At 66.6% G+C, this 23678-nt stretch carries 19 protein-coding genes; 14 read left to right on the forward strand and 5 right to left on the reverse strand.

Translation table 11 applies throughout. From position 1 onward, the window contains the following. Positions 1 to 29 precede the first annotated feature (29 nt). Both FA90_RS20110 and metF read left to right on the forward strand, forming a co-directional pair. The gene (locus FA90_RS20110; RefSeq protein WP_036176482.1) at positions 30 to 383 is read left to right on the forward strand and encodes a phage holin family protein; all 354 of its coding nucleotides are present in this window, start codon (positions 30 to 32) and stop codon (positions 381 to 383) included. Further along, on the forward strand, positions 370 to 1203 hold the full coding sequence (metF, locus tag FA90_RS20115) for a methylenetetrahydrofolate reductase [NAD(P)H] (RefSeq protein ID WP_036171978.1): 834 nt from the start codon (positions 370 to 372) through the stop codon (positions 1201 to 1203). The genes FA90_RS20110 and metF overlap by 14 nt, the downstream gene beginning before the upstream one ends. A 78-nt stretch (positions 1204 to 1281) precedes the next feature. Here metF and FA90_RS20120 read toward each other — a convergent pair whose 3' ends face one another. Further along, positions 1282 to 1845, reverse strand: coding sequence for a 5-formyltetrahydrofolate cyclo-ligase (locus FA90_RS20120; RefSeq protein ID WP_239701037.1), 564 nt, complete (start codon positions 1843 to 1845; stop codon positions 1282 to 1284). A 241-nt stretch (positions 1846 to 2086) separates the two neighbouring features. On the opposite strand from FA90_RS20120, the gene FA90_RS20125 reads away from it, so the two are divergent. The 5 genes from FA90_RS20125 to FA90_RS20145 all read left to right on the forward strand — a co-directional run bounded on the left by FA90_RS20125 (position 2087) and on the right by FA90_RS20145 (position 7783). Continuing rightward, positions 2087 to 4051: a lytic transglycosylase domain-containing protein gene (locus tag FA90_RS20125; RefSeq protein WP_036176489.1), complete on the forward strand. Its 1965-nt coding sequence runs from the start codon at positions 2087 to 2089 to the stop codon at positions 4049 to 4051. Between the two features lie 34 nt (positions 4052 to 4085). Further along, positions 4086 to 5039 carry a complex I NDUFA9 subunit family protein gene (locus FA90_RS20130; protein WP_373994641.1) on the forward strand — a complete coding sequence of 318 codons (954 nt, stop codon included), beginning with the start codon at positions 4086 to 4088 and terminating at the stop codon, positions 5037 to 5039. Positions 5040 to 5059: 20 nt separating this feature from the next. Next, positions 5060 to 5776, forward strand: a complete 717-nt coding sequence (locus tag FA90_RS20135; RefSeq protein ID WP_036171987.1) for a glutathione S-transferase family protein — start codon at positions 5060 to 5062, stop codon at positions 5774 to 5776. A gap of 13 nt (positions 5777 to 5789) precedes the next feature. Further along, positions 5790 to 7028 (forward strand): multifunctional CCA addition/repair protein, encoded by a 1239-nt coding sequence (locus FA90_RS20140; protein ID WP_036171990.1) that lies wholly within the window; start codon positions 5790 to 5792, stop codon positions 7026 to 7028. Positions 7029 to 7099: 71 nt separating this feature from the next. Next, positions 7100 to 7783, forward strand: coding sequence for a GNAT family N-acetyltransferase (locus tag FA90_RS20145; protein WP_036171993.1), 684 nt, complete (start codon positions 7100 to 7102; stop codon positions 7781 to 7783). Here FA90_RS20145 and FA90_RS20150 read toward each other — a convergent pair. The 3 genes from FA90_RS20150 to FA90_RS20160 are packed head-to-tail and all read right to left on the reverse strand — an operon-like array spanning position 7780 to position 11031. Beyond that, entirely contained in the window at positions 7780 to 8691 is a 912-nt protein-coding gene (locus FA90_RS20150; RefSeq protein WP_036171997.1) for a carbohydrate kinase, read from the reverse strand. The genes FA90_RS20145 and FA90_RS20150 overlap by 4 nt on opposite strands. Continuing rightward, positions 8688 to 9908 (reverse strand): AGE family epimerase/isomerase, encoded by a 1221-nt coding sequence (locus FA90_RS20155; protein WP_036171999.1) that lies wholly within the window; start codon positions 9906 to 9908, stop codon positions 8688 to 8690. Before FA90_RS20155 ends, FA90_RS20150 begins: the two co-directional genes overlap by 4 nt. Positions 9909 to 9957: 49 nt before the next feature. Beyond that, positions 9958 to 11031: a LacI family DNA-binding transcriptional regulator gene (locus FA90_RS20160; protein WP_051971948.1), complete on the reverse strand. Its 1074-nt coding sequence runs from the start codon at positions 11029 to 11031 to the stop codon at positions 9958 to 9960. A 323-nt stretch (positions 11032 to 11354) separates the two neighbouring features. On the opposite strand from FA90_RS20160, the gene FA90_RS20165 reads away from it, so the two are divergent. The 6 genes from FA90_RS20165 (at position 11355) to FA90_RS20190 (ending at position 19407) form a co-directional block, all read left to right on the forward strand. After that, positions 11355 to 12626 (forward strand): sugar MFS transporter, encoded by a 1272-nt coding sequence (locus FA90_RS20165; RefSeq protein ID WP_036172002.1) that lies wholly within the window; start codon positions 11355 to 11357, stop codon positions 12624 to 12626. 112 nt (positions 12627 to 12738) lie between these two features. Then, positions 12739 to 14961: a glycoside hydrolase family 3 C-terminal domain-containing protein gene (locus FA90_RS20170; protein WP_036172005.1), complete on the forward strand. Its 2223-nt coding sequence runs from the start codon at positions 12739 to 12741 to the stop codon at positions 14959 to 14961. Positions 14962 to 14980: 19 nt separating this feature from the next. After that, positions 14981 to 16333, forward strand: coding sequence for a cellulase family glycosylhydrolase (locus FA90_RS20175; RefSeq protein WP_081933959.1), 1353 nt, complete (start codon positions 14981 to 14983; stop codon positions 16331 to 16333). Beyond that, the gene (locus FA90_RS20180) at positions 16330 to 17553 is read left to right on the forward strand and encodes a glycoside hydrolase family 27 protein (protein ID WP_036172006.1); all 1224 of its coding nucleotides are present in this window, start codon (positions 16330 to 16332) and stop codon (positions 17551 to 17553) included. Before FA90_RS20175 ends, FA90_RS20180 begins: the two co-directional genes overlap by 4 nt. Further along, a complete protein-coding gene (locus tag FA90_RS20185) occupies positions 17550 to 18335 on the forward strand; it encodes a GDSL-type esterase/lipase family protein (protein WP_051971949.1) in 786 nt (261 codons plus the stop codon). Before FA90_RS20180 ends, FA90_RS20185 begins: the two co-directional genes overlap by 4 nt. 7 nt (positions 18336 to 18342) lie before the next feature. Continuing rightward, entirely contained in the window at positions 18343 to 19407 is a 1065-nt protein-coding gene (locus tag FA90_RS20190) for a GDSL-type esterase/lipase family protein (protein ID WP_036172009.1), read from the forward strand. Positions 19408 to 19410: 3 nt separating this feature from the next. On the opposite strand, the gene FA90_RS20195 is transcribed toward FA90_RS20190, so the two are convergent. Further along, positions 19411 to 19911: an Lrp/AsnC family transcriptional regulator gene (locus FA90_RS20195; protein ID WP_036172012.1), complete on the reverse strand. Its 501-nt coding sequence runs from the start codon at positions 19909 to 19911 to the stop codon at positions 19411 to 19413. A gap of 162 nt (positions 19912 to 20073) precedes the next feature. Here FA90_RS20195 and FA90_RS20200 point away from each other — a divergent pair, with 162 nt between their 5' ends. Next, complete coding sequence (locus FA90_RS20200; protein ID WP_036172016.1) at positions 20074 to 23646, forward strand: indolepyruvate ferredoxin oxidoreductase family protein; 3573 nt, start codon at positions 20074 to 20076, stop codon at positions 23644 to 23646. Positions 23647 to 23678 lie beyond the last annotated feature (32 nt).

Genomic DNA, 23678 nt, shown 5'->3' on the forward strand with positions numbered 1-23678 from the left:
ACCCGTTCGCCTTCACGAAAGACACCCACATGCGCTTGCTCCTGACCTGGTTGATCAATGCCGCAGCCCTGATGGCGCTGCCTTACCTGATGCATTCCGTGACCGTAACCCACCTGGGGGCTGCGCTGGTCGCCGCCCTGGTGCTGGGGCTGGTCAACACCTTCATTCGCCCGGTATTGGTCGTGCTGACCCTGCCGGTGACGGTGGTGTCGCTCGGTTTGTTCATCCTGGTGATCAATGCGCTGATGTTTTTGCTGGTGGCGCACCTGGTCGAGGGTTTCCACGTGGCCGGCTTCGGATCGGCCTTCGTGGCGGCCATTTTATATAGTGTGATTTCGTGGGCGCTTTCGACTTTACTCCTCAATAAAGATGGAAACCCCTGACATCAGTATCGAGTTTTTCCCGCCCAAGACTCCCGAGGGCGCGGACAAGCTGCGCACGGCTCGCCAGCGGCTGGCCGAGCTCCAACCCAAGTATTTTTCCGTCACCTTCGGCGCCGGCGGCAGCACCCAGCAGGGCACGCTGTCGACCGTGAAGGAAATCCAGTCCGAAGGCCACGTCGGCGCGCCCCACCTGTCGTGCGTGGGCGCCACGCGCGAATCGATCCGTGCGATCTTGAACGAATTCAAGTCGCATGACATCCGCCGCCTGGTCGCGCTGCGTGGCGATTTGCCGAGCGGTTACGGTGGCGCCGGCGAGCTGCGCTATGCCAGCGACCTGGTCGAATTCATCCGCGCGGAAACGGGCGACAGGTTCCACATCGAAGTGGCGGCCTATCCGGAAATGCATCCGCAGGCGCGCTCGCCCCAGGACGACCTGCAGGCGTTCGCGCGCAAGGTGCAGGCCGGCGCCAACGCGGCGATCACGCAGTATTTCTATAACCCGGACGCCTACTTCGCGTTCGTCGACAACACGCGCAAGCTCGGCGTCGACGTGCCGATCGTGCCCGGCATCATGCCGATCACGAACACCACGCAGCTGATGCGTTTTTCCGACATGTGCGGCGCCGAAATCCCGCGCTGGATCCGCCTCAAGCTGGCCAGCTTCGGCGACGACAGCGCGTCGATCAAGGCGTTCGGACTCGACGTGGTGACCGGCTTGTGCGAGCGCCTCATCGCCGGTGGCGCGCCGGGCCTGCATTTCTACAGCATGAACCAGGCTGGACCGACGACTGCAATCTGTCAGCGTTTGCAAGGTCACTGATTCAAAGCCGCCAACGGCAGCCAAGGCCGCAGCGCCGTCAGGAATGCCCGCAGCCACCAGCGTGCGGGCATTTTTTTATCACGTGACCTCGCTGGTCTCGGTCAAGATCACATCCAGCGGCACGTCGTACTGGCCATGCGGAAACACGGCGAGCTGGCTGCCGTAGGCGATGCCGAGCGTGTGCGGCCGCGGCTGGCGCTCGAGCGTGCGGTCGTAATAGCCGCCGCCGTAGCCGAGGCGATAACCATCGGCATTGAATCCGAGGCAAGGAATCAACAGGGCCGGCGGGGACTCGATGAAACGCAGCTGGGCCGGCACCTGCACGCCGGCCTCGTCGGGAATCATCGGCTCGCCTGGTGTCCATTCGGCAAAGGCAAGCGGAGCATCCTTTTCCATGACCACCGGCAAGGCCAAGCGCGCCCCCGAGCGCAACAATTCGCTGTAGGCGGCGCGCAAGTCGGGCTCGCCGGCCAGCGGCCAGTACACGCCGATGGTGTCGACCTGGCGCAAGCGCCACCAGGCCACGACCTGGGCGCCGATATGCGCATCCCATTGGACCTTGATTGCTGGATCAATTGCCCCACGTGTTGTTCGGAGCGCTTTTCGTAACGCTGCCTTGGCTGTCTGTGTGTCTTGCGACACGCTTGGGTCAGCGTCTGGCAAGCGCGAGAGGCTGCGTGTTATTCTTGATTCGCCGGTCATGGATAAAATGAAGCGTAGATTAAATATGTTGTCGTCAAAATTGTTAGCCGGCGTTCCGTTTGCCCTTGCCGGCGCCTTCCTCGTATCGACTGCATCGGCGCGCCAGGCCCAGCCGGCCCAGCCGCAGCAAGCGGCGCCGACCACGCAGCCGATCCCGGCGGCGGTCGCACCGGGCCAGCCGATGGTGCCGGTGGGCGGCTACGCGCCGGTGCCCGCACCCGGACAAGCGCCGCCGTCCGCGTCTTCCGGCTTGCAGCCCCTGCCGTCCGCAGCCGCTTCTGCCGCCGTCGACGCCCAGCGCGAACAGGACAACCTGTTCCTGCAGCTGCGCGAGGCGTCGCGCCAGAACGATGCCGACCGCGCGGCCGGCCTGGCGGCGCGCCTGCCGAACTACGCGATCCCGTCGTATGTCGACTATTATCGGCTCAAACCGCGCTTGCGCGACGCATCCAACGAGGAAGTGCTGGATTTCCTGAAGCGCTACGAGGGCAGCGCCATCGCCGACCGCCTGCGCAACGACTGGCTGCTCGAACTCGGCCGCCGGCGCGACTGGGCCCAGTTCGACCGCGAGCTGCCGCGGTTCGTCAAGAACGACGACTACCAGCTCAAGTGCTACGCCTTGCTGTCGCGCGCAGTGAAAGGCCAGAACGTGGCCGACGAGGCGCGTGTGCTGCTCGACAATCCCCCGAATTACGGCGACGCCTGCGCCGCGCTGGTCGCCCAGCTGGCCCAGTCCGGGCAATTCACGACCAAGGACCTGCTGGCGCAATTGCGCCTGGCCGGCGAGATGCACGCCACCGGCCCGTCGCGCCGTACCGCGCTGCTGCTGGGCGCATCCGACACCCGCGCCGCCCAGGCCGTCGACGTGCCGGCGCTGGCGATGGCGCGCGGCGTCGGCAGCACGCCCGCCGAGCGCCAGATCTACCTGGTCGCGCTCGGCCGCATGGCCAGGACCAGCATGAAGCTGGCGACGGTGGCGCTGAACAAGAATGCGTCTAAACTGTCGGCGGAGGAGCTTGCGACCGGCTGGGCCAACATCGCCTACGCCGCCTCGCTGACCCTGGCGCCGGACGCCTACGATGACTGGCAACGCGCGGCCGGCGCGCCGCTGAGCTGGCAACAGCTCGAGTGGAAAACCCGCATCGCACTGCGCCGCGGCGACTGGAAGATGGTGCGCTCGACCATCGAAGCGATGGAAAAGCCGCAGCGCGAGCAGACCGGCTGGACCTACTGGCTGGCGCGCGCGTATGTGGCGCTGGATCGCAAGGACGACGCCCAGACGCTGTTGCGCCGCATCGCCGACCAGAACAGTTTTTATGGCCAGCTCGCCATGGAAGAGCTCGGCCAGCAGATCGCGACCCCGCCAAGCGCGGCGCCGCCGACCCCGGCCGAGCTGGCCCAGGCAGCGAGCAATCCCGGTTTCAAGCGCGCGCTGAAGTTCTTCAGCCTGCGCCTGCGCTTCGAGGGCACGCGCGAATGGAACTGGGCGCTGAACAACATGACCGAGCGCCAATTGCTGGCTTCGGCGGAATACGCGCGCCAGAACCAGATCCTCGACCGCATGGTCAGCACCTCGGAGCGTACCCGCACCGAGTTCGACTACACCCAGCGCTTCCCGGCGCCGCATGACGACATCCTGCAGCCGACCGCGCAAAGCCTGGGCCTGGACCAGGCCTGGGTGTATGGCCTGATCCGCCAGGAATCGCGCTTCGTCACCGATGCGCAGTCGGGCGTCGGCGCCGCCGGCCTGATGCAGGTGATGCCGTCGACCGGCAAGTGGGTCGCCGAAAAAATCGGCCTCGCCGATTACGGACATGGCATGCTCAACGATATCCGCACCAACATCGTCCTGGGCACGAATTACCTGAACATGGTGCTGGCCAACGCCGACGGCTCGCAGGTGCTGGCAACCGCCGCCTACAACGCCGGTCCGGCGCGCGCGCGCAGCTGGCGCGGCTTGCTGAACACGCCGATGGAAGGGGCGATCTTCGTCGAGACCATCCCGTTCGACGAAACCCGAACCTACGTGCGCAACGTGATGTCGAACGCTACCAACTATGCAGCGTTGTTCGACCGCCGCCCGCAGTCGCTGAAGGCCCGGCTCGGGACGATTTCGCCGCGCTCGGGCGGCATCGGCCTGCCCTGACAGGCCTCACTCGAAAGGAAAAACCATGCACCCACTGTCGGTGGTCATGTTCGGAGGAACCGGATTCATCGGCAGTCACCTGGCGGCGCGGCTGGCCGAGCGCGACGTGCGGGTCGTGGTGCCGACGCGCCACGCCCAGCACGGCGATCACCTGAAGCGCTTGCCCGGCGTCGACGTGATCGAGGCCGACGTGCGCGACGACGCCACGCTGCAGCGCCTCGTCGACGGCCACACGGCCGTGATCAACCTGGTCGGCATCCTGCACTCGGACCGCGGCACGCCCTACGGCAAGGCGTTCCGGCGCGCCCACGTCGAGCTGCCGCAACGCATCGCCGACGCATGCGCGCGCGCGGGGGCGCCGCGCTACCTGCACATGAGCGCGCTGGGCGCCGACGTGCGCGGACCGTCGATGTACCAGCGCTCCAAGGCCGATGGCGAGCAGGCCGCGCGCAGCCGCGCGGAGGTGGCGGCGACGATCTTCCGGCCCTCGGTCGTGTTCGGCCCGGGCGACAATTTCCTGAACATGTTCGCGCGCCTGCAGCGCCACCTGCCGCTCGTGCCGCTGGCCGGCGCCAACGCGCGCTTCCAGCCGGTGTACGTCGGCGACGTGGCCGAGGCCTTCGTGCGCGCCCTGTTCGAGCCGCACAGCGCCGGCAACATCTACGAACTGGGCGGGCCGCACATCTATACGCTGGGCGAGCTGGTGCGCCTGGCCGGACGCTATGCCGGCCACGAGCGCAAGGTCGTCGCGCTGCCGGACGCGGTCGCGCACCTGCAGGCGGTATTCTTCGAGATGCTGCCGGGCGAGCCGCTCATCACGCGCGACAACCTCGACTCCATGAAAGTCGATAATGTTGTTACGCCGTCCACAAAAGTCTTGACAGCGGAGGCGCTCGGAATCAAGCTCACTGCGCTCGAAGCCGTCGCCCCCGCATACCTCGCGCCGGACGGGCAGCTCGACGTCCTGCGCGCACGCGCGGGGCGCTAACCGACTTTTTCGCTTCGCCCATGCAGACCATCGAACTCGATCCAACGCTCACGCAGACTCTCGACCAGGCGCGCCAGGCCGGCCTCACCCTCGTCATCGGCAACAAGAATTATTCATCGTGGTCGATGCGGCCCTGGGTCGCCGCGGTCGCCGCCGGCATCCCGTTCACCGAGGTGCGCATCCTGCTCGATCAACCGGAAACCGCCAACGAGATCGCGCGCTATTCGGCCGCCGGCCGCGTGCCGGTGCTGCTGGCCGGCGAGATGACGATCTGGGACAGTCTCGCGATCTGCGAATACCTGGCCGAGCAATTTCCTGACAAGCACATGTGGCCGCAGGACGTGGCGGCGCGCGCGATGGCGCGTGCGGTGGCCGCCGAGATGCATTCGGGTTTCGCCGATCTGCGCAACGCGATGTCGATGAACATCAAGGCGCGCTTGCCGGGCCGTGGCCGCACGCCGGGCGCCCAGGCCGACATCGGCCGCGTCTGCGAGATCTGGGAAGAGTGTCTGTCGCGCTTCGGCCACCACAACTTCCTGTTCGGCGACTTTTCGATCGCCGACGCGTTTTATGCGCCCGTGGTCATGCGTTTCAAGACCTACGGCGTGGCGCTGGCGCCGGCCCTGCAAGCCTACTGCGACCGCATGCAGGCGCACCCGGCCGTGGCGCGGTGGGTCGAGGAAGCGATGAAGGAGACCGAAATCGCCGCCGGCCACGAAGACGACCTGCCGGACTGAATTGAATCAAACGATGCAAGCTTTCGTAGTCGGCGGCGCAGTCCGCGATGAACTTCTCGGATTGCCGGTGCAGGACCGCGACTGGGTCGTGGTCGGCGCCACGCCGGAGCAGATGGTCGAACAGGGATTCAGGCCGGTCGGCAAGGATTTTCCGGTCTTCCTGCACCCCGAGACGCAAGAGGAATACGCGCTGGCGCGTACCGAACGAAAAACCGCGCCGGGCTACCACGGCTTCGTGTTCCACACCTCGCCCGACGTCAAGCTCGAAGACGATCTGATTCGGCGCGATCTCACCATCAACGCCATGGCGCGCGCCGAGGATGGCGGCATCGTCGATCCGTATGGCGGCCGCCAGGATCTGGAAAAGCGCATCTTCCGCCACGTGTCCGAGGCTTTCGTCGAAGACCCGGTGCGCATCCTGCGCCTGGCGCGCTTCGCCGCCCGCTTTCCCGAGTTTCGCGTGGCCGACAGCACGCTGGCCTTGATGCGCCGGATGGTGGATGACGGCGAAGTCGACGCGCTGGTGCCGGAGCGGGTCTGGCAGGAACTCTCGCGCGGACTGATGGAACAAACCCCATCGCGCATGTTCGCCGTGCTGCGCGATTGCGGCGCGCTGGCGCGCATCCTGCCGGAACTCGACGCCTTGTGGGGCGTGCCGCAGCCGCCGCTGCACCATCCGGAAGTCGACACCGGCGTGCACATGATGCTTGTGATCGACTACGCCGCCGAGCGTGGTTTCGAACTGCCGGTGCGCTTCGCCGCGCTGATGCACGACCTCGGCAAGGGCGCCACGCCCGAAGAACACTGGCCCAAGCACCATGGCCACGAAGGCATGGGACCGAAGCTGATCACGGCGTTGGCCAAGCGCCTGCGCGTGCCCACGGATTGCCGCGATCTCGCCGTGATGACCGCGCGCGAGCACGGCAACGTCAGCCGTGCGCTCGAACTGCGCCCGAACACCATCGTTACGCTGTTCGAACGCTGCGATGCGTTTCGAAAACCCGAGCGCTTCGCGCAGATGCTGCTGGCATCCGAGTGCGACGCGCGCGGGCGCGGGCACGCATCCCACGAGATGCGCTACCGCGACTATCCGCAGGCGCCGTACCTGCTGCGCGCGCTGGACGCGGCGCGCGGCGTGAATGCCGGCGAGATCGCCGGACGCCTGGTCGACGCCCGCGACAAGATCCCGGACGCGATCCATGCGGCGCGGGTGGCGGCGGTCAAGGCGGCCCTCGGTGATGTACGTGACTAAGGTGCGCGACTGAAGAGGACACCGATCCCGTACAATACCGGGATTGGTGCAGCGCACAAATCAAGGCAATCATGGGAGAAAAACCACCGGAGAACCCGCTGCGGCGCTGGTTCGGCCAGGTATTCGGCAAGCGCGGCAAGCATGGCCAGGGCGTCGTGCTGGTCAAGGCGCTTGGCGAGCGCGACCGCAAGCGCATGCTGCGGCATTTCCTCGCGCTCGACCGCGACGACCGCCTGCTGCGCTTCGGCAGCATCCTCGGCGACGAACAGGTCACGGCCTACGTCGGCAAGATCGACTTCGCGCGAGACATCGTGTTCGGCGTGATCGACCGCAAGTTCCAGCTGGCCGGTGTCGGCCACCTCGCGTTCACCTCGAAAGAGGCGCACCCGGACAGTGTTTATTACACGGACAAGGAAAAGGTGGCGGAGTTCGGCGTGTCGGTCGCAAGATCAGCGCGCGGGCAGGGCGTCGGCACGCGCCTGTTCGAGCGCGCCGCCATCCATTGCCGCAACTCGGAGGTCGACACTTTATATATGCAATGCCTGTCCTCGAACCGCACGATGATGCACATCGCGAAAAAGGCCGGCATGGAGATCCAGCGGGACTACGGCGAAGCCGACGCCCACCTGCACCTGCCGCCGCCGAGCCCCGCCAGCGTGCTGACCGAGGCGCTCGACGAGCAGTTCGCCAAGATCGACTACACCGTCAAGGCCAACCTGCGCGGCGCCAGGCGCTGGCTGATGCCCAAGCGTTAAATTCCAGCCGCGATCGCTTCGATGGTGTCGAGCGCGGGCGGGGTGGCGCCGGCCGCCAGGCAGGCCGCGGCACCGCCGGCCACCGCGAAGCGCAGATGCTGAAAACCGTCGTGCTCCGGCCGATGCATGAAACTCCAGGCCAGCGCCGCGATGCTGGCGTCGCCCGCGCCGACCGTGTCGACCACCGCGACGCGCGGCGCCGCCAGCGACCATTCGCCGTGCGGCGTATGCAGCGAGGCCCCGGCCGCGCCTTTCGTATACAAATAGCTGGCGCCCGGATTCCAGCCGCGCAGCGTGTCGAACGCGGCGTCGGCATCCTCCGTGCGCAGCAGGCCCAGCAAATCCTCGTCGGACACCTTGATCACGTCGGCCAGCGCCGTCATGCGGCGCAGCGTGGCGTCGTAACGCTCGTCCATGTTGGCGCGGAAGTTCGGGTCGTAGCTGATGCGCACCCCCTCCGCCTTCAATTGCCCGGCCAGCTCGACCAGCTTGCCGGCCAGCGGCCCGCGCGCCAGGCTGATGCCGCCGAAATGGACCCAGCGGCAGGCATGGCTCCAGCCGTCCGGCAGGGCGGCGGGATCGAAGTGCAGGTCGGCGCTGTCGTCGCCGACGAAAAAATAGCTGGGCGGATCGAGTCGGTGCACGATCGCCAGCAGCGGCGATTTGTCGACCTGCTGCAGGAAGCGCGGATCCAGGCCGGCATCCAGGCTGGCCTGGCGCAGCTGTGCGCCGAACACGTCGCGGCTGACCGCACCGGCAAACGCGCTCGGCACGTTCAAACGAGCCATGGCGCGCGCCACGTTCCAGGTCGAGCCGCCGACTTTACTGATCCAGCGGGTGGCGCCAGTATCGTCGACGATCATGTCGGTGAGCGCCTCGCCGGCGGCGACGAAGACCGGCAGCGTCATGCTTTCACCACCGCGTCCACGACATCGAGCACCTCGTAGCAGGCACCCATCGTGTGGTAGTCGGTCTTGCCGGCCGGGCTCTTTTCATCGGTGAGCTTTTCGTTGGCCGGGCCGAGGATGCGGTACCAGGCGCCATGCCGGTGGTCGACGAAGTGTTCCCAGCTGTAAGCCCAGATGCGGTCGTACCAGTCCCAGTACGCCGATTCACCGCTGCGTGCGGCCAGCAGGGCGGCGGCGGCAAAACTTTCGGCCTGCACCCAGAAGTATTTGTCGGCGTCGCACACGGCGCCGTCCGGGCCGAAGCCGTAGACGATGCCGCCATGCTCGCCGTCCCACGCGCGCGCGAGGGCGGCGTCGAACAGTTCTTTGGCGCGCGGCAGCAGCCAGCCGGCGTCGCCTTGCATCTGGTCCTGGTGGCGTTCCAGGATCAGCAGCAGCTTGGCCCACTCGGTCAGGTGGCCCGGCTGGTAGCCCCAGGGGCGGAAGATGTTGGTCTTGTCGTCGCGGTTGTAGTCCGGATCGACCGACCAATCGGCGCGGTAGTGCTCCCAGATCAGGTTGCCGTACAGGGCCGCCTGGCGCACGGTGACGTTGTGCGCCAGCGTTTCGGCGCGGTGCAGATAGCGTACGTCGCCGGTGGCGTCGAACGCGGCCAGCATCGCTTCGCAGGAATGCATGTTGGCGTTCTGGCCGCGGTAGGGCGACAGCTGCGACCAATCCGCGCTGGCTTCGTCGGCGTACAGGCCGTACTGCGCCTGCCAGAAGCGCTGCTCCATCAGCTCGAAGGTTTCAATCAGCCAGGGGCGGGCTTCCTCGACGCCGGCCATCAGCGCATGCGAACAGGCCAGCAGCACGAAGGCCAGGCCGTAGCAGTGGTTGGTGCCGTCCGTGATTTGCTTGTTGCCCTTGTCCCAGTCGAGGGTCCAGGCATAGCCGCCGGTGGCCGGGTCGCGGTGCGCCTCGCGCAGGAAGCGCAGCCCGTGCAGCACGCGTTCGCGGTCGGCGGCGTCGCCGAACTGGCGGTACGCCATCGCGAAGTTGAACACGAAGCGGGTGCTGCTCACCAGGTGGCGCGTGCGCGCGTCGTAGACCGTGCCGTCGTCCTTGTAGAAATGGTAAAAGCCGCCGCTCGCATCGAGGCAGCGCGGATCGTAGAAACTGCGGGTGTGGCGGATATGCTCCAGCAAAAAGGCGCGCGATCGGAAATCGGGTTGCATCGTGGTCTCGTCGTTATTGGAATTTTTTTAGTCCGGCGGCAGGCCGGTATCAGCCCAGCAGCGCCGCCCCCGGGCGCCGCACCTGGGTGCGGAAATCGTCGCAGACGGTGCTGGCGCGCACGATCAGCTCGACCGGCGCCACCTTTTCGATCGGCGGCTCCTGGCTGCCGCGCAGCAGCAGTTCGACGCCGAGCGCACCCAGCTCCTTCTTGTCGATGTGCAGCGTGGTGAGCGGACGATGGCCGAGCACGGCGCTCGAGATGTCGTCGAAACCGGCGATCGACACGTCGTGCGGCACCGTCATCCCGGCCGCCAGGCAGACCCGCATCGCCACCAGGGCGGCGGCGTCGTTGTAGCAGAACACGGCGTCGGGCGGATGGGGCAGGGCCAGCAGCGACTGCATCGCTTCCTGCGCGCCGGTTTCCAGGTCGACGCCTTCCGGCATCATCATGTCCAGGCGCGGATCGGCCAGGATGCCGGCTTCGAACAGGGCCTGGCGGTAGCCGCGGTTGCGCTCGCGGATGCTGTAGTGGCTGAGCGGCCCGGAGATCATCGCCACACGCGTGCGGCCGAGCCCGAGCAAATGTTTAGTGGCCAGGTAGCCGCCCATGTGGTTGTCCGGGTTGACCGAGCTGTAGCCGCGCAGCTTCATGTCGATCAGGACGATCGGCTTGCCGCTGGCGCGCAGCGCGGCGAGCAGCTCGGGCTCGAAGAAGCCGGCGCACACGATCGCATCCGGCGCATGCATGCGCAGCTGTTCGCTGACGCCGTCGGCCGGGTCGATCGCCATGAAAGACAGCACGATACCCTGGCGGCGGCAGGCTTCCTCGGCGCCGTGCAGTACCGGCGAATAAAACGGACTGCTCGAGGCGGTATTGTGATGGCGATGCAGCAGGAAGGCCAGGCGGCGGATACGCTTGCGGCGCAGCTTGCAGAAGTCGTAGCCCAGTTCGCGAGCGGCTTCCAGCACCATCTGGCGCGTGGTTTCGGTCAGGCCGGGCTCGTTCTTGAGCGCCCGCGAGATGGTGCCGGCCGATACGCCGGCATACTTGGCCAGGTCGCGGATCGTGACCTGCGATGAACCGTCGGCTGACGCCGCGGCACGCGAGGAGTCGGGGTTCACATTGTCTCCGGTGTCGTTGTCGCGGTCGCCCGGGGTGTCCGTGCTGCGCCGCTTGTTTTGATGAAGTCTTGCATATCGTTATTGCATGGTCAAAGGCGCGCGCCCGGCCATGCTGAGTTTAGCCTCTCTTTACTAAACAGGTTGTGACGTCTTTGCCACAGACGTGTGAAACCGATTTCACTAGAATAAGACAGTTGTTTAGTCATTCGGACTAAACAAGGCCGGGGGCTTTTCATGTCGTTGACCCTTGACAATGGCTTATGCAAAATGTCCTTATCAAAAAAGTTGCATGAAAAACACGGCAACACACCTAGGAGACTTACATGGAACGTGCTTCCTCGGCGGCGATCGGCACCGCCGGCCAGGCCCAACCCGCCAAATACACCTTTCCCCTGACGATCGTCACGGCCCTGTTCTTCATGTGGGGTTTGTTGACGTCGCTGAACGACATCCTGATCCCGCACCTGAAGTCGGTCTACAACCTGACCTACGTGCAGGCGATGCTGGTGAACCTGGCCTTCTTCAGCGGCTACTTTCTGCTGTCGATCCCGGCCGGCGCCCTGATCCGCCGCACCGGTTATAAAGCCGGCGCCGTGATCGGCCTGGCCGTGTGCGCCGTCGGCGCCGCGCTGTTCTACCCGGCCGCCACCAGCGGCTACGGCCTGTTTCTGTTCGCGCTGTTCGTGCTGGCCGGCGGCATCACCGTCCTGCAGGTCGCGGCCAACCCGTACGTGACCGTGCTCGGTCCGCCGGCCACCGCCTCGAGCCGCCTGAACCTGACCCAGGCCCTGAACTCGTTCGGCACCTTCGTCGGCCCCCCGATCGGCGGCTACCTGATCCTGTCGCACATCTCGGCAGCGGCCGATCCGAACAACATGAGCGCCGCCGAGAAGCTGGCGCAGGCGCACGCCGTCCAGGGTCCGTACCTGGGCCTGGCGGCCACGCTGGCGGTGCTGGCGATCCTGTTCGCCGTGATCCGCCTGCCGATCATCAAGGACGAAGACGCGGGCGTGGCCAGCGGCTCGATCTTCTCGCAGAAGCGCCTGATGCTGGGCGTGCTGGCGATCTTCGTGTACGTCGGCGCCGAAGTCAGCATCGGCAGCTTCCTGATCAACTACATGGGCGACAAGAGCATCGCCGGTTTCGCGCCCGAACTCGCGGCCAACTACGTCGCCTATTACTGGGGCGGCGCGATGGTCGGCCGCTTCATCGGCTCGGCCGTGATGCGCACCATCAGCCCGGGCAAGGTCCTGGCCTTCAACGCCGCCGCCTGCATCCTGCTGCTGGTCGCGACCACCTTCGGCCATGGCCACTTCGCGATGTGGGCGGTGCTGCTGGTCGGCCTGTTCAACTCGATCATGTTCCCGACCATCTTCAGCATGTCGGTGCATGAACTGGGCCCGCTGACCAGCCAGGGCTCGGGCCTGCTGGTGATGGCGATCGCCGGCGGCGCCGTGGTCCCGGTGATCCAGGCGCAAGCCGCCGACGTGATCGGCCTGCAGACCTCGTTCCTGATCCCGGCGGTCTGCTACGCCTACATCCTGTACTTCGGCGCCCGGTACGCGCGCATGTTCGTCGAAGTCAAGGCCGTTTAAGAGCGCGTAACGCTCCGGGTCATTCGACATATCCGCGCTGCGCGCCTTCGGGTGCGCGGCGCGTCTTCATACCAATAACAACGACACCGACTCGACATAGAGAGGCCCTCCCATGCGTATTCGAATCATGATCGCCGCCATCGCGGCTTGCCTGCCCCTGCTGACCCACGCCGCGGATGCACCCGCACCGGCGCAGAAACCCTGGCTGGACAGCTCCTTGAACCCCGACCAGCGCGCCAAGCTGGCGGTGCAGGCCATGACCCAGGAAGAAAAACTGAGCTGGGTGTTCGCCTGGTTCGGCAACGACTTCGGCCCGAAGAAGAAGACCCCGGCCGCGCTGGCGCAATCGGCCGGCTACATCCCCGGCACCGCGCGCCTGGGCATCCCGGCGCTGTTCGAGACCGACGCCGGCCTGGGCGTGGCCTCGCAGGCGGGCCCGCAGGTGCGCGAGCGCACCCAGCTGCCGTCCGGCCTGGCGACCGCCTCGACCTGGGACACGAAACTGGCCTATGCCGGCGGCGCGATGATCGGCGCCGAGGCGCGCGCGTCCGGCTTCAACGTGATGCTGGCCGGCGGCGTCAACCTGCTGCGCGACGCGCGCAACGGCCGCAACTTCGAATACGCCGGCGAAGACCCGCTGCTGGCCGGCACCATGGTCGGCCAGACCGTCAAGGGCATCGAATCGAACCATATCGTTTCGACCGTCAAGCACTACGCGATGAACGACCAGGAGACCGGCCGCTTCGTGGTCGACTCGCGCATCGACAAGGCGGCGATGCGCATGTCCGACCTGCTGGCGATGCAGCTGGCGCTGGAAGGCTCGGACGCCGGTTCGGTGATGTGCTCGTACAACCGCGTCAACGGCGTCTACGCCTGCGAGAACGACTACCTGCTCAACGAAGTGCTCAAGAAGGACTGGGGTTTCAAGGGCTTCGTGATGTCCGACTGGGGCGCGACCCACAGCACCGAAATGGCCGCCAACAATGGCCTGGACCAGGAATCGGGGCATGAATTCGACAAGATGGATTACTTCGGCCCGGCGCTGGCCGAGGCGGTGAAGGCCGGCCGCGTGCCGCAGGCGCGCCTGGACGACATGGTCACGCGCATCATGTACGCGATGTTCGCCAAGGGCGTGGTCGAGCACCCGGTGCGCGAGGGCGGCGCGATCGACTTCGCCGCCCACGGCGCGGTGAGCCGCCAGGATGCCGAAGACGGCATGGTGCTGCTCAAGAACGACCGCAACGTGCTGCCGCTTGCCAAGACCGTGCGCACCATCGCCATCATCGGCGGTCATGCCGACGTCGGCGTGCTGTCGGGCGGCGGCTCGTCGCAGGTGTATCCGGTCGGCGGCATGGCCGTGAAAGGCCTGGAGCCGAAGATCTGGCCGGGTCCGGTCGTGTACCACCCGTCGTCGCCGCTGCGCGCGATCCAGGCGCAGGCACCGAATGCGAAGATCGTGTTCGACGACGGCACCGATCCGGCGCGCGCCGCGCGCGTGGCCAAGTCCGCCGACGTGGCGCTGGTGTTCGCCACCCAGTGGGTCGGCGAAGCCAACGACGCCGTCTCGCTGGCGCTGCCCGACAAGCAGGATGCCCTGATCGACGCGGTCGCCGCGGCCAACAACAGCACCGTGGTCGTGCTGGAAAACGGCAGCCCGGTCGCGATGCCGTGGCTGAACAAGACCCCGGCCGTGCTGGAAGCCTGGTACCCGGGCACCAGCGGCGGCGAGGCGATCGCGCGCGTGCTGTTCGGCGCGGTCAACCCGTCCGGTCACCTGCCGGCCACCTTCCCGGCTTCCGAGCAGCAGCTGCCGCGCCCGAAACTGGACGGCGACCGCAAGAACGAAGAAAAAGCCTTCGCCGTCGACTACAGCGAAGGCGCGGCGATCGGCTACAAGTGGTTCGACCTGAAGGGCCTGAAACCGCTGTTCCCGTTCGGCCACGGCATGTCGTACACCACGTTCTCGTATGCCGGCCTCGGCGCGAAAGTCCAGGACGGCAAGCTGCACGTGCGCTTCAAGGTCACCAACACCGGCAAGCTCGCCGGCAAGGCGGTGCCGCAGGTGTACGTGTCGCCGCTCGCGGCCAAGTGGGAAGCACCGAAGCGCCTGGCCGGCTGGGACAAGGTCGCGCTGCAGCCGGGCGAATCGAAGGAAGTCGAGGTCACGGTCGAGCCGCGCGTGCTCGGCATGTTCGACGAATCCGCTAAGACCTGGAACATTGCCAAGGGCCAGTACAAGCTGATGCTGGCCAAGGATGCGGCCGGCGTTGATGCGGCCAGCGTCACCGTCGACCTGCCGGCCCAGGTGCTGGACGTGCGCGGCCGCGCACGCTGATCGCAACGGAGGAGGAGACATGACAACCAGGATCGCAAAAAAAACCGCGACCGCAGCCTTCCTGCTCGCCGCCCTGGCCAGCTTTAACGCCATGGCCGCCGACAACGGCCAGGACGGCTTCGTGGCCGTGCAGGATACGCATTTCGTGCGCAACGGCCATCCCTACGTCATCACCGGCGCCAACTTCTGGTACGGCGGCTATCTCGGCGCGCCGAGCGGCGTCGGGCAGCGTGCGCGCCTGGTGAAGGAACTCGACCGCTTGAAAGCCATCGGCATCAACAACGTGCGCGTGCTGGCGGTGTCCGAGCAGACCGACATGAAGAGCGCGGTGCGTCCGGCCACCACGCGCAAACCCGGCGACTACGACGAGAATTTGTTGAAAGGCCTGGACTTCCTGATGGCGGAACTGGCCAGGCGCGACATGACGGCCGTGCTTTACCTGAACAACTTCTGGCAGTGGTCGGGCGGCATGACCCAGTACCTGAACTGGTTCGAGGGCACGCCGGCGCACGACCCGAACGTGAGCAAGGACTACGAACGCTTCATGGGCGAGAACGCGCGCTTCTACACCAATGCGAAGGCGCAGGCCGAGTACCGCAAGGTGATCGACCACATCGTCAACCGCACCAACAGCGTCACCGGCAAGCGCTACCGCGACGACCCGGCCGTGCTGTCCTGGCAGCTGGCCAACGAGCCGCGTCCCGGCAACAGCAAGGCCGGCGGCGAGCAAAAGGCGACCTACGTGAAGTGGGTCGCCGACACCGCCCACTACATCCGCTCGCTCGACGGCAAGCACATGGTCAGCACCGGCAGCGAAGGCCTGGCCGGCTCGGTACAGGATGCGCAGCTGTACATGGACGCGCACCGCACGCCCGACGTCGCCTACCTGACCTACCACCTGTGGCCGGCGAACTGGGGCTGGTTCGACCCGAAGCGGGCCGACGCCACCTGGGCCGGCATGATGGACAAGAGCATGCAGTACCTGAACCAGCACATCGACTACGCGAAGCAGGTGCACAAGCCGATCGTGCTCGAGGAGTTCGGCCTGAACCGCGACGGCGCCTCGTTCGACATCAAGTCCTCGACCAGGGTGCGCGACCGCTTCTACGGCGAAGTCTTTTCCCTGATCGAGAAGCGCGCCGCCGCCGGCGATCCGGTCGCCGGCTGGACCTTCTGGGCCTGGGGCGGCGCCGGCCGCGCGGCCAACGCCGACTACTGGTGGAAACCGGGCAACGACTTCGTCGGCGATCCGCCGCAGGAAGAGCAGGGCCTGTACTCGGTGTTCGACAGCGACGCCAGCACTATCCAGGTCATCCAGGATTCGGCCAGGCGCCTGCAGGCGATCGGCGCCAGGATCGGAGGCAAACAATGAAGCGCACGGGCACGCTGCTGCTGGCCGCCGCCATGATCACGCCGCCGATCACCGCATCGGCGCAGAAGTTCGACGACCTGGCCAAGACCCCGCAGATGGGCTGGAACAGCTGGAACCGCTTCGCCTGCAACATCGACGAGAAGCTGATCCGCGAGACCGCCGACGCCATGGTCAAGACCGGGCTGAAGGATGCCGGCTACCAGTACATCAACATCGACGATTGCTGGCACGGCGCGCGCGACGCGCACGGCGACATCCAGCCCGACCCGCAGCGCTTCCCGAACGGGATCAAGGCGGTGGCCGACTACGTGCACGCGCGCGGGCTGAAGCTCGGCATCTATTCGGACGTCGGCGCCACCACCTGCGGCGGCCGTCCGGGCAGCCGCGGCCACGAATACCAGGACGCGCAGACCTACGCGGCCTGGGGCGTCGACTACCTGAAGTACGACTGGTGCGACAGCAAGAACATCAACGCGGTCGGCGCCTACACGACCATGCGCGACGCGCTGCGCGCGGCCAACCGGCCGATCCTGTTCAGCATCTGCGAATGGGGCGACAACAAGCCGTGGGAATGGGCGCCGGAAGTCGGCCACTCCTGGCGCACGACCGGCGACATCTATCCGTGCTGGGATTGCGAGATGAGCCATGGCTCGTGGTCGGCGCTGGGCGTGCTGCGCATCCTCGACAAGCAGGCCGGCCTGCGCAAGTACTCGGGGCCGGGCCACTGGAACGACATGGACATGCTCGAAGTCGGCATGGGCATGAGCGAGATTGAGGACCGGGCCCACTTCTCGATCTGGGCGATGATGGATTCGCCGCTCATCCTCGGCAACGACCTGCGTTCGATGCCGGCAGCGACGCATAAGATCGTCGCCAACCGCGCGGTCATCGCCATCAACCAGGACCCGCTTGGCGTGCAGGCGCTGCGTTTCTATAACCAGGGCAGCGTCGAGCTGTGGGCCAAGCCGATGGCGAACGACGAGTGGGCCCTGATGATCCTGAACCGCGGCGAAGCCCCGCTGGCCTACCGTTACGATTGGCAGCAGCATTCGATCGGCGACGACCTGTCCAAGCGCGACGCCGACTTCAAGAAGACCCGCTACACCTGGGTTGATGCCTGGAGCGGCAAGACCGGCGACACCGCGCACCGCCTCGACGTCACCGTGCCGGCGCATGGCGTGGTGCTGCTGCGCCTGAAAAAACAAGGAGACCCCACATGAGCAAGCGTTTTGTTTCGACCCTGCTGGCAGCGCTGCTGACCGCCCAGGTCGGCACGGCCGGCCATATCGCCGTGGCCTCGGCCGAGGACGCGGTCGCGGTTGCGCCCAGCAACGGCCTGTCCCCGGCGGCTTGCGCCGTCACGCCGATGCCGCGCACGAAAGAGTACACGTGGATGTCGGTCGCCAAATGGAACGAGATCCACGCGGCCCAGCAGGCGCGCGCGAAGCAAGGCGGCGTCGACCTGATGTTCGTCGGCGACTCGATCACCCAGGGCTGGCCGCAAGACCTGTTCGAGCAGGAGTTCGGGCGCTTCCACGCGGTCAATTTCGGCGTCGGCGGCGACCACACCGGCAACGTGCTGTACCGCCTGGACGACCCGGCGATGGCGGCCTTGAAGCCGCGCGCGATCGTGCTCCTGATCGGCGTGAACAACTTCTTCCACTGCGCGGACGATACCGAGCAGACCTTCGCCGGCATCCGCAAGGTGGTCGAGACGCTGCGCCGCGAATACCCGGACGCGCGCATCCTGCTCAACGGCGTGCTGCCCTACGGCGAGCCGCAGGAAGAGGCCAAGCGCGTGCAGGTGCGCGCGCTGAACCGCATGGTCGCGACGCTGGCAGAGGGCCGTCACGTGGTCTACCGCGACTACGGTCCGCGCCTGCTGCAGGCCGACGGCACCATCTCGCACGACATCATGGCCGACAACCTGCATCCGACGCCGAAGGGCTACCGCATCTGGGCCGACGCCATGCTGCCGGATATCGAAACCCTGATGAAGTGAGGACGACATGCGTACGCTGACCCGCGCCCTGATCGCCGCCGCGCTGCTGAGCGCAAGCGTGGCCAACGCCAGCGAGACCGTGCGCGCCGACGACGCGCGCATCGTGCGCATGGGCCGCACCGTGGCCGAACCCGACGGCACGGTGCGCTTCGGCTATTCCGGCGTGACCCTGACGCTGGCGGTGCAGGGCGGCCGCCTGGCGATGGAGGCCGCGGGCGGCGGCGCCAACAGCGTGGTCGACGTGATCGTCGATGGCGGCGCGCCGACCGTGCTGCAGCTCGATCCGCAGCCGCGCAGCTACGAGTTACTCAAGGACGCCGGCCCGGGACCGCACCGGGTCGACATCGTGCATCGCACCGAGACCTGGCTGGGCGTGCCCGCCATCGCGCGCTTCACGACCGATGGCCGCATCACGCAGGCGCCGGCGCTGCCGTCGCGCAAGCTGCTGGTGCTGGGCGACTCGGTCACCTGCGGCGCCGGCATGCAGCGTCCAAGCGGGCCGGATGCGGCCGACAAGGGCAAGCCGAGCTGGTGGAACGCCGGCGCCTCCTACGGCATGCTGCTCGGCCAGGCGCTGCACGCGCAGGTGCAGCTGGTGTGCTTCGGCGGGCGCGGCCTGGTGCGCAGCTATAACAACCGCACCGACGAATACCAGCTGCCGGCCTTTTACGAGCTCGCGATCCCGGACGCCGCCCACCCCGTCAAATGGAACCAGGCCGACTACGATCCCGACCTGATCCTGGTGACGATCGGCACCAACGATTTCACGCAGGGCATCCCGGAACGCGCCTGGTACGTCGACACCTACGTCAATTTCGTGCGCACGCTGCTGCGCGACCATCCGCACGCGAAGATCGCGCTGAGCGAAGGCGCGATCCTCGATGGCGAGAAGAAGGCGGCGCTGACCGACTACATCGCGGCCACCGTCGCGCGCGTGGGCGACCCGCGCGTGCGCGCGATCCCGTCGATCCACCATCCGGGCGACAGCGCGGACGCGCACCCGACCACGCCGCAGCACGCCGAGATGGCGCGCGAGCTGGCGCCGCCGCTGCAGGCGCTGATGGGCTGGTGAAACTCAGACGATCGGCAGCGCCGTCGTCTCCTTGATGCGCTGCAGGGCGAAGCTGGATTTCACGTCCAGCACCGCCGGGTGGCGCAGCAGGGTGCTCATCATGAAGCGCGAGAAGTGGTCCATGTCCTCCACATGCACGCGCAACAGGAAATCCATCTCGCCGGTCATCGCATAGCAGGCCACCACTTCCGGCCAGGTCGACACGGCCTGGGCGAACTCGAAGCGCGGCGAGGTCGCCGGGATGCGCGCATTGCCCGGGCCTTCGCTGTGCTTTTCCAGCCGCACGTTCACGTAGGCCAGCAGGCCCAGGCCCAGCTTGTCCGGGTCGAGCAAGGCCACGTACTGGCGGATCACGCCGGCCTCTTCCAGTCGCTTGATGCGGCGCAGGCAGGGCGACGGCGACAGGCTGACGCGCTCGGCCACGTCCTGGTTGGACAGGCGGCCATCCTCCTGAAGAATGGCGAGAATCTTGCGGTCGGTTTTATCCAGCTCGATTTTTGACACGATTTCCCCTAAGCGCTCATACATTCCGCAATTTTATTGCGCAAGTCGCCGGACGTGGGGAATTGATTGAAATTTAATGCTGGAAGCGCAGGTCTATACTGCTCCTGACATGCGCTAAAAAGCACACAGAGGCTGCGCACCCCGACCATATTGGAGACACCAATGAACGCCCCCCAGGACCGCTCGCAACTCGAGCCGCAGCCGCCGTCCGCGCCTGCCCACGACATTACCCTCGACGACAAGTGGACGCTCGAACGCGGCCGCGCCTTCATGACCGGCACCCAGGCGCTGATCCGCCTGCCGATGCTGCAGCGCGAGCGCGACCTCAAGGCCGGACTGAACACGGCCGGCTACATCAGCGGCTACCGCGGTTCGCCGGTCACGCAGGTCGACCAGACCGCGTGGAAAGCCAAGCAGCACCTGGAAGCGCACAAGGTCCACTTCCACCCGGGCATGAACGAAGACCTGGCCGCGACCGCCGTGTGGGGCACCCAGCAGACCAATCTGTTCGAAGGCGCCAAGTACGACGGTGTGTTCGCCATGTGGTACGGCAAGGGCCCGGGCGTCGACCGCTGCGGCGACGTCTTCAAGCACGCCAACAACGCCGGCTCGGCCAAGCATGGCGGCGTGATCGTGCTGGCCGGCGACGATCACTCTGCCAAGTCCTCGTCCACCGCGCACCAGTCGGACCACATCCTGCACCACGTCGGCATCCCGGTGCTGTACCCGTCGTCGGTGCAGGAATACATCGACTTCGGCCTGCACGCCTGGGCCATGAGCCGCTACAGCGGGCTGTGGGTGTCGCTCAAGGCCGTCACTGACATCATCGAGTCCGGCGCCGTGGTCGACCTCGATCCGGACCGCGTGCAGACCGTCATCCCGACCGACTTCGAGATGCCGCCGGGCGGCCTGAACATCCGCTGGCCGGACGCCGTGCTGGACCAGGAAGTCCGGATGAACAACTACAAGTGGTACGCGGCCCTCGCGTACGCGCGCGCGAACAAGCTCAACCAGCTGATCTGGGACAGCCCGCAACCCAGGATCGGCATCATCACCGCCGGCAAATCCTACCTCGACACGCGCCAGGCGCTGGCCGACCTCGGCATCGACGAGCAGGCCGCGCGCGAGATCGGCCTGCGCCTGTACAAGGTCGGCATGACCTGGCCGCTCGATTCGGTCGGCGTGCACGAGTTCGCGCGCGGCCTGGACGAAATCATCGTGGTCGAAGAAAAGCGCCAGGTGCTCGAGTACGCGCTCAAGGAAGAGCTGTACAACCTGCCGGATGGCGAGCGTCCGCGCGTGGTCGGCAAGTTCGACGACGCCGGCGAATGGAGCATCAGGAACCGCTCCGGCCAGGGCGACTGGCTGCTGCCCGGCACGTATGAATTGAGCCCGGCCCAGGTCGCGCGCGCGATCGCCTCGCGCATTTCGCACTACTGCGCCGGCCATCCGGTCGAGCAACGCGTGAAGGAACGCATCGCCTTCCTGGAAGCGAAAGAGGCCGTGCTCAAGGCGATTCCCGCCAAGGCCAATCCGGAAACCGACCGCATCCCGTACTTCTGCTCGGGCTGCCCGCACAACAGCTCGACCAAGGTGCCGGAAGGCTCGCGTGCGATGGCCGGCATCGGCTGCCACTACATGGTGCTGTGGATGGACCGCGAAACCTCCACCTTCACGCACATGGGTGCGGAAGGGACGACCTGGATCGGCCAGGCCCCGTTCACCGACGAAAAGCACGTGTTCGCCAACCTCGGCGACGGCACCTACTTCCACTCGGGCGTGCTGGCGATCCGCGCCTCGGTCGCGGCCAAGGTCAACATCACCTATAAAATCCTGTACAACGATGCGGTCGCGATGACCGGCGGCCAGTCCCACGATGGCCCGCTCGACCCGGCCAGGATCAGCCGCCAGCTCGCGGCCGAGGGCGTCAACCCGATCATCGTCGTGACCGACGAGCCGGACAAGTACCCGGACGATTACCCATGGGCCGAAGGCGTCACCGTGCGCCACCGTGCGGAACTGATGGACGTGCAGCGCCAACTGCGCGAGGTGCAAGGCGTGTCGGCGATGATCTACGACCAGACCTGCGCCTCCGAGAAGCGCCGCCGCCGCAAGAAGGGTTCGTACCCGGACCCGGCCAAGCGCGCGGTGATCAACGAAGCCGTGTGCGAAGGCTGCGGCGACTGCTCGAAGCAATCGAACTGCCTGTCGATCGAGCCGCTCGAGACGGAACTGGGCCGCAAGCGCCAGATCAACCAGTCCTCGTGCAACAAGGACTTTTCGTGCGTGACCGGCTTCTGCCCGAGCTTCGTCACCGTCGAAGGCGGCGCGTTGAAGAAGCCGAAAAAGTCGTCGGCGCAGTCGAACGATGCCCCTGCGCCGGCCCTGCCGATGCCGCAGATTCCCTCCACCGCGACGCCGTTCGGCATCCTGGTCACCGGCATCGGCGGCACCGGCGTGGTCACGGTCGGCCAGATCCTGGCGGTCGCCGCCCACGTCGAGGGCAAGGGCGCGCTGGTGCTCGACATGAGCGGCCTGGCGCAGAAGGGCGGCCCGGTGATGTCGCACGTGAAGCTGGCCGACCGCCAGGACACGCTGTACTCGACCCGCGTCGGCACCGGCAGCGCCGACCTCGTGATCGGCTGCGACCAGATCGTCACCGCCAGCCGCGACGCGCTGTCGCGCATGGGGGAGGGCCGCACCCGGGCCTTCGTCAACGGCAGCGGCGCCACCACCGCCGCCTTCATCAAGAACCCGGACTGGCAATTCCCGGCCGAGGGCTCGCGCGGCGCGATCCTGCAAGCCTGCGGCAAGGACAACGTCGACTTCATCGACGCCGGCCAGATCGCCACCAGCCTGATGGGCGACGCCATCGCCACCAATATGTTCATGCTCGGCTACGCCTTCCAGAAGGGGCGCGTGCCGCTGCAGGAAAGCTCGATCATGAAGGCGATCGAATTGAACGGCGTCTCGATCGCCTTCAACAAGGCCGCCTTCAACTGGGGCCGCACGGCCGCGCACGATCTCGCATCGGTGCAGAAGCTGGCCGCACCCGCCAAGGTGATCGAGTTCAAGCGCAGCCAGTCGCTGGACGAGGTCGTCAAGCGCCGCGTCGAGCTGCTCACCGCCTACCAGAACGTGGCGTACGCGCGCGAGTACGAAGCTTTCGTCACGCGCGTGCGCGCGGCCGAGGAGCGCGTCGGCAAGGGCTCGCGGCTATCCGATGCGGTGGCGCGCAACCTGCACAAGCTGATGGCCTACAAGGACGAGTACGAGGTCGCGCGCCTGTACACCGATCCGGCCTTCATGGCCAAGATCGACGGCATGTTCGAAGGCGACGTCAAACTCAAGTTCCACCTGGCCCCGCCGGTCATGGCCAGGAAGGACCAGGACGGCCACCTGGTCAAGCAGGAATTCGGCCCGTGGATGATGAAGGCCTTCGGCGTGCTGGCCAAGCTGAAAGGCTTGCGCGGCACGGCGCTCGATCCGTTCGGCCACACCGCCGAGCGCAAGATGGAGCGCGGCCTGGTCCAGCAGTACCGGACGACCATCGACGCGCTGCTGCCCAAGCTGGGCGCCGACAACCTGGCGCAGGCAGTGGCGATCGCCAGCATCCCGGAAGACATCCGCGGCTTCGGCCACGTCAAGGAGCGCAACCTGAACGCGGCCAGGCAGAAGGAGGCGGCCCTGGTCGCCGCTTTCCATGGCGCCGGGACGGCGGCGCAAGCGGCTTGATGCATCAATTCGCTACGCCGGTTTGACACATC

This window comes from Massilia sp. 9096 (genome assembly GCF_000745265.1).
Taxonomy (GTDB): Bacteria; Pseudomonadota; Gammaproteobacteria; order Burkholderiales; family Burkholderiaceae_D; genus Telluria.